At 66.5% G+C, this 3,777-nt stretch carries 4 protein-coding genes and 1 pseudogene; 4 read left to right on the top strand and 1 reads right to left on the bottom strand.

The window, feature by feature from the left end; all coding sequences use genetic code 11:
• Positions 1-241: pseudogene (locus ACEN88_RS26525) on the bottom strand (hypothetical protein); the annotation flags it as partial.
• Positions 242-424: 183 nt separating this feature from the next.
• Between ACEN88_RS26525 and ACEN88_RS26520 the strand changes: the two are divergent.
• The 4 genes from ACEN88_RS26520 to ACEN88_RS26505 all read left to right on the top strand — a co-directional run bounded on the left by ACEN88_RS26520 (position 425) and on the right by ACEN88_RS26505 (position 3,493).
• Positions 425-607, top strand: coding sequence for a hypothetical protein (locus ACEN88_RS26520; RefSeq protein WP_413344471.1), 183 nt, complete (start codon positions 425-427; stop codon positions 605-607).
• 36 nt (positions 608-643) lie between these two features.
• Positions 644-1,513 (top strand): neutral zinc metallopeptidase, encoded by an 870-nt coding sequence (locus tag ACEN88_RS26515; RefSeq protein WP_413344469.1) that lies wholly within the window; start codon positions 644-646, stop codon positions 1,511-1,513.
• Between the two features lie 219 nt (positions 1,514-1,732).
• Complete coding sequence (locus ACEN88_RS26510; RefSeq protein ID WP_413344467.1) at positions 1,733-2,917, top strand: zinc-dependent alcohol dehydrogenase; 1,185 nt, start codon at positions 1,733-1,735, stop codon at positions 2,915-2,917.
• Between the two features lie 9 nt (positions 2,918-2,926).
• The gene (locus ACEN88_RS26505) at positions 2,927-3,493 is read left to right on the top strand and encodes a hypothetical protein (RefSeq protein WP_413344465.1); all 567 of its coding nucleotides are present in this window, start codon (positions 2,927-2,929) and stop codon (positions 3,491-3,493) included.
• The last annotated feature ends 284 nt before the right edge of the window (positions 3,494-3,777 follow it).

Genomic DNA, 3,777 nt, shown 5'->3' with positions numbered 1-3,777 from the left:
CCGCGCGCAGCTGGCCGGCCATGGGCTCGGGCAGCACGTCCGCGCGGTATGGCCGGCTCCAGCCGAACACGCCGCGCAGGTCGTGGGCCCAGGCATTTTCCGGGCGATTGTTAACCCGGCGGTGCGTGGCGGGGGTGACGGTCACGAAACGGTAGCCGGTGGCCTGTAGACTGCGGCCGAGTGCGGCCAGCGCGTCGTGGTGGGCGAAGGTGGGGGCGGTCGGGGACATGCGCGCAAGCATGCGCGTTGCCTGTGCCCACGTCCGTACGGGAGCGCACGGAGACGTGGACAGGCCGTCATGCACTCCGGGTCTGCCATATGGCATGATGCGGCTTATGTGAAAGTTCGAACAGATGCGGCCGCGCGCCGTATGCACAATGGACGGGCTGATGCAGGAAGCGTGGCCCTACAGACGAGGACGACCATGAAGACGACGCCGGACGTAACCATTCGCGAGCGACTGGAGCGTGAGGTCCAACGGGAACGCCACGAACGCCTGCTGCACGACGAAGAGCGCGCCGGCCTGGCGGTGGACGACGAGTTCCGCCTCAAGGATGCGCGCGAAAACATGGGGTCGGTGAAGATCAGGCGTGCCAAGGAACGCTGACGGTCCTCCGGCTCGACAACAAGCAAGGAGAACATCATGCGTTGGGAAGGCGACAGGCAGAGCGACAACATCGAGGACCGCCGCGGCGGTGGGGGCGGCGGCGGATTCGGCATCGGCGGCGGGACCGTCGGCATCGGCACGATCGTCGTGGCACTGATCGGCTCGTGGTTCTTCGGCGTGTCGCCGTCCACGATCCTGAGCCTGCTGTCGGGCGGCTCCCCGGCCCAGGTCCAGCAGGCGCCGGCGCATCCGCCCGCCAACGACCGCGAGACGCAGTTCGTGCGCACCGTGCTCGGCTACACCGAAGACACGTGGTCGCAGATCTTCCGCGCCAACGGCGCGACGTATTCGCCGCCGCATCTCGTGCTGTACTCGGGGCGCACGGCGACCGGCGGTTGCGGCACGGGCCAGTCCGCCGTCGGGCCGTTCTATTGCCCGGCCGACCGCAAGGTCTACATCGACCTGACGTTCTTCCGCATGATGCAGCAACGCTTCAAGGTGGGCGGCGAATTCACGCAGGCGTACGTGATCGCGCACGAGGTCGGCCACCACGTGCAGAACCTGCTGGGCATCTCGGGCAAGGTCGACAGCGCGCGCCAGCACCTGTCGGAACGGGAGGCCAACGCGGCGTCCGTGCGGCTGGAACTGCAGGCCGACTGCTTCGCGGGCGTGTGGGCCTACCACACGAACCAGGCCAAGCAGATCATCGAACAGGGCGACGTCGAATCCGCGCTGAACGCGGCGAGCGCCATCGGCGACGACGCGCTGCAGCGCCAGTCGCGCGGCGAGGTCGTGCCGGATTCGTTCACGCACGGCACGTCGGCCCAGCGCGTGCGCTGGTTCAAGCGCGGCCTGGAGACGGGCTCCGTCGAGCAGTGCAATACGTTCGAGGCGCGCCAGCTCTGACCCGCCTCCGCCTCCGGACAACGGCCGCCGCGTGCGGCCGTTTTCGTTCGTAAAATCAATAAATTTCCTTTTAAAAACAAAGCACTACGAAGCCTCGAAAAAAGCGTTCCGAAACCCCTGTTCGTTTCCGTGCGCCTATCGCCTTCCTTAGCGTTTTGACATACCTTGTTGTCAAGCGCTCGTCCGTTACGGCGGGCCGTCATCCAATGAGGAGGAATTATGCTGGCAATGAATTACCGGGGACCGTATCGCGTCCGCGCCGATTACAAGCCCGATCCCGTCATCGAACATCCGGGCGACGCCATCGTGCGCGTGCTGCGCTCCTGCATCTGCGGGTCCGACCTGCACCTTTACCACGGCATGGTGCCCGACACCCGCGTGGGCCATACGTTCGGCCATGAATTCGTCGGCGAAGTCGTGGACGTGGGCCGCGACGTGCAGACGCTGAAGGCCGGCGACCGGGTATTGGTGCCGTTCAACCTGTTCTGCGGCTCCTGCTTCTTCTGCCAGCGCGAACTCTTCGGCAATTGCCACAACACGAATCCGGAAGCGACGGCCGTCGGCGGCATCTACGGCTATTCGCACACGGCGGGCGGCTACGACGGCGGCCAGGCCGAGTACGTGCGCGTGCCGATGGCCGACGTGGGCCCGTACCCGATCCCCGACGACCTGCACCTGGACGACGCCGTGCTGCTGACCGACGCCCTCCCGACGGGCTACCAGGCCGCCGAGATGGGCGACATCCAGGAAGGCGACACGGTGGTCGTCTTCGGCGCCGGCCCCGTCGGCATCTTCGCCGCGAAAGCCGCGTGGCTGATGGGCGCGGGCAGGGTGATCGTCGTGGACGAGGTCGAGTACCGCCTGGAATTCGTCAAGCGCTTTGCCCAATGCGAGGTCGTGAACTTCCGCGAAGTGAACGACATGGCGGAGCACATCAAGAAGATGACCGACTGGATGGGCGCGGACGTCACCATCGACTGCGTGGGCGGCGACGCGGCCGGTTCCATCGCGCAGACGCTGACGGGCCGCCTGATGAAGATGCAGGCCGGCGCCTCGACCGTGCTGCACTGGGCCATCAACAGCGTGCGCAAGGGCGGTAACGTGTCGATCGTGGGCGTGTACGGCCCGACGTTCAACGCGGTCCCCATCGGCAACGTGGTGAACAAGGGCCTGACGATCCGCGCGAACCAGGCGAGCGTGAAGCGCCACCTGCCGCGCCTGATCGAACACATCCGCGCAGGCCGCATAAACCCGAAGGAAATCATCACGCACCGGGTGCCGCTGGAAGAAGTGGCGGACGCGTACCACATCTTCTCGAGCAAGCTCGACAACTGCATCAAGCCCGTCCTGATCCCGCCGTCGGCGCGCGAAGTCCAGGCCGTGAACGCCACCGCACTGCATTGAGGAGACGCCATGGAACACCAACATCACCATCATGACAGCGACGTGGACCACGTGCATGCGCATCCGCTTCAGGGCGACATGGCCGAAGGCCCGCGCCGTCCAGGCCGCGAGGAGTTGTCGCACATCGAGGGCTGGGGCGCCGACCTCGACCGCAAGAACCGCCCCGCCGTGCCGATGGAACGCACGCCGCCGCGCTTCATCCACGCGCACGACGGCAAGCTGCCGCAGCAGCCGGAAAACGTCGAGGTCCTCGTGTCGACCGAACGGCCCGGCATCACGCCGATCTTCGGCACCGCGCAGCCGCCGACAGGCCTGTCCGGCATGATGCGCCGCCTCGCGTTCAAATGGTCGGAAAACGACCTGCGCCATTGGCTGCTGCTGCTCGCGGCGGACCGCGTGAACGTCGTCGAGGGCATCGGCGAAGACCTCGCCCACGGCAAGGTACCGAACGTGCTGGGCGAAATGGGCATCAAGGCCGAGTGGGAGCACAACCGGGCCGGCCTCGTGAAGAAGGCAGTACTGGCCGGTGCCGTCGTCGGCACGGCCGTGTACCTGATGCGCCGGCGCGAGCGCTGAGCGTCCCGTGCGGTGCGCCTGGGCGCACCGTCAACCGCACCTTTTCATCCGCCTCACGGCAGCCGCAAGGCGCCGTGGGGCTCTTTGCGCTTGAGCAAATTCCTTTAAGCGAGCTCGGCCACACTGCATCGGTGTGCCCGCTCAATGAAAGGAAATCTCATGAACAAGCGCAAGATGTTGCTGGCGTCGTTCGGCGCCCTGTCCCTGGCGGTCGTCGTGCCTGCGGGCGCGGCCGGCCCCGGCACGATGAGCCCCGCGCGGGCGGGTATACACAAATACGAGCC

It is taken from the genome of Massilia sp. CT11-108 (assembly GCF_047302915.1).
Taxonomy (GTDB): Bacteria; Pseudomonadota; Gammaproteobacteria; order Burkholderiales; family Burkholderiaceae_D; genus Telluria; species Telluria orientalis.
Note: the sequence above shows the minus strand (reverse complement) of the source record. Positions and strands in the feature narration are given on the sequence as shown.

Bases quoted from the DNA above. Each gene is read 5' to 3' on its own strand.
- ACEN88_RS26520 (WP_413344471.1), top strand. From the start codon at position 425: ATGAAGACGACGCCGGACGTAACCATTCGCGAGCGACTGGAGCGTGAG.
- ACEN88_RS26515 (WP_413344469.1), top strand. From the start codon at position 644: ATGCGTTGGGAAGGCGACAGGCAGAGCGACAACATCGAGGACCGCCGC.
- ACEN88_RS26510 (WP_413344467.1), top strand. From the start codon at position 1,733: ATGCTGGCAATGAATTACCGGGGACCGTATCGCGTCCGCGCCGATTAC.
- ACEN88_RS26505 (WP_413344465.1), top strand. From the start codon at position 2,927: ATGGAACACCAACATCACCATCATGACAGCGACGTGGACCACGTGCAT.